At 49.2% G+C, this 1,619-nt stretch carries 1 protein-coding gene; it reads left to right on the top strand.

Translation table 11 applies throughout. The features are described from left to right. Positions 1–18: 18 nt before the first annotated feature. The coding region (locus tag G7B20_RS19265) for a protein-disulfide reductase DsbD family protein (protein ID WP_240452906.1) at positions 19–1,619 on the top strand (1,601 nt) is incomplete at its 3' end.

Raw genomic sequence — 1,619 nt, 5'->3', positions numbered from 1 at the left:
ACATTTACCGACGGTAGTGTGTCGGATAGTTCCCAAGGGAGCGAAGTCCCTGATGACCTGGTATTCTCTGATGGACAGGACACGGGCAGTACACAGCTGGATAGTACCGCTGTACAAGATGAAGCAACAGCTACCACCGCTACAGAGGGTGCTTCTGCGGAAGACAAATCCATGTGGGGGATCTTTATAGCCGGTCTTTTAGGAGGATTTGCGGCATTCTTTATGCCCTGTATCTTCCCGATGGTTCCCCTTACGGTCAGCTTCTTTACCAAAAAGTCGGGCAGCCGATCCAAAGCGGTGTCACAGGCCTTTCTCTACGGTCTATTTATTATCGTAATCTATGTCGCCCTGGGGATGTTGATCACCATAGCATTTGGTCCGGAAGCCTTGAATGAACTGTCTACAAACGGGATCTTCAACTTCTTTTTCTTTCTTTTGCTGGTCGTGTTTGCAGCATCATTCCTTGGTGCTTTCGAGATCACCCTGCCGAGTTCTTTTGTCAACAAGATTGACGCACAGTCGGACAAGGGCGGCCTGATCGGTCTTTTCTTCATGTCGGCAAGTCTAGCGGTAGTCTCCTTCTCCTGTACAGGTCCTATCATCGGTACCTTATTGGTCGAGGCGGCCACGCGCGGTGAGCGTCTCGGTCCTGCAATAGGTATGTTGGGCTTTTCCATTGCACTGGCAGTACCTTTCGTACTCTTTGCGATGTTCCCATCGATGCTGAAGTCCATGCCTAAATCCGGAGGCTGGCTGAACAGTGTAAAGGTTGTTCTTGGATTCCTGGAGCTGGCCCTTGCACTTAAGTTCCTTTCCAATGTGGATCTTGCCTACAACTGGAATTTCCTTGACCGCGAGGTGTACCTGGCGTTGTGGATTGTCATCTTCGGGCTGTTGGGTTTATATCTTATCGGGAAGATCAAGTTTTCGCACGATAGTCCGCTGCAGTTCCTTTCGATTCCGCGTACATTCTTCGCTATTCTGGTGTTCTCGTTTGTCGTATACATGGTCCCCGGTCTTTGGGGAGCGCCATTGAAAGCTATCTCGGCCTTCTTGCCTCCTATAGGCACACAGGATTTTGATCTGAATAATATGGCCTCGGGCGCAGGTGGCGGACACACGGTGGATCCCGGCGCAGTTAACCGTAAGCATTACACCTACTTCCATAGCAAGTCTACGATCAAGGGACTGGATCCTTACTACGATTACGACGAGGCGCTGGCGGCAGCCAAAGAACAGAAGAAGCCATTATTGGTGGATTTCACCGGTTGGAACTGTGTCAACTGCCGCAAGATGGAAGCTGAGGTGTGGAGTGACCCTAAAGTCAGGGCGATGCTCAACAACGAATTTATCCTCGTGGAGCTTTATGTGGATGACAAAATCCTTACCTTGCCTGAAAGCGAACACTACGTATCTAAACAGACAGGTAAAAAAATCAATACGGTGAGCAAGCGTAATGCAGACTTCCAGATCTCTAAGTTCCAGAGCAATTCACAGCCTTTATATGCGCTGTTGGATAATGAGGGTGAGCTATTGGTTCCTACAAGCGGAGCGGTATACGACATTGAGAAGTATATAGCCTTCCTGCAATCGGGAATCGATGCATTCAAAGCAAAATA

It is taken from the genome of Sphingobacterium sp. xlx-96 (assembly GCF_011007365.1).
In the GTDB taxonomy this organism is placed as follows: Bacteria; Bacteroidota; Bacteroidia; order Sphingobacteriales; family Sphingobacteriaceae; genus Sphingobacterium; species Sphingobacterium luzhongxinii.
The sequence above is the reverse complement of the archived record's forward strand: the minus strand, read 5'-3'. Positions and strand labels throughout refer to the sequence as shown.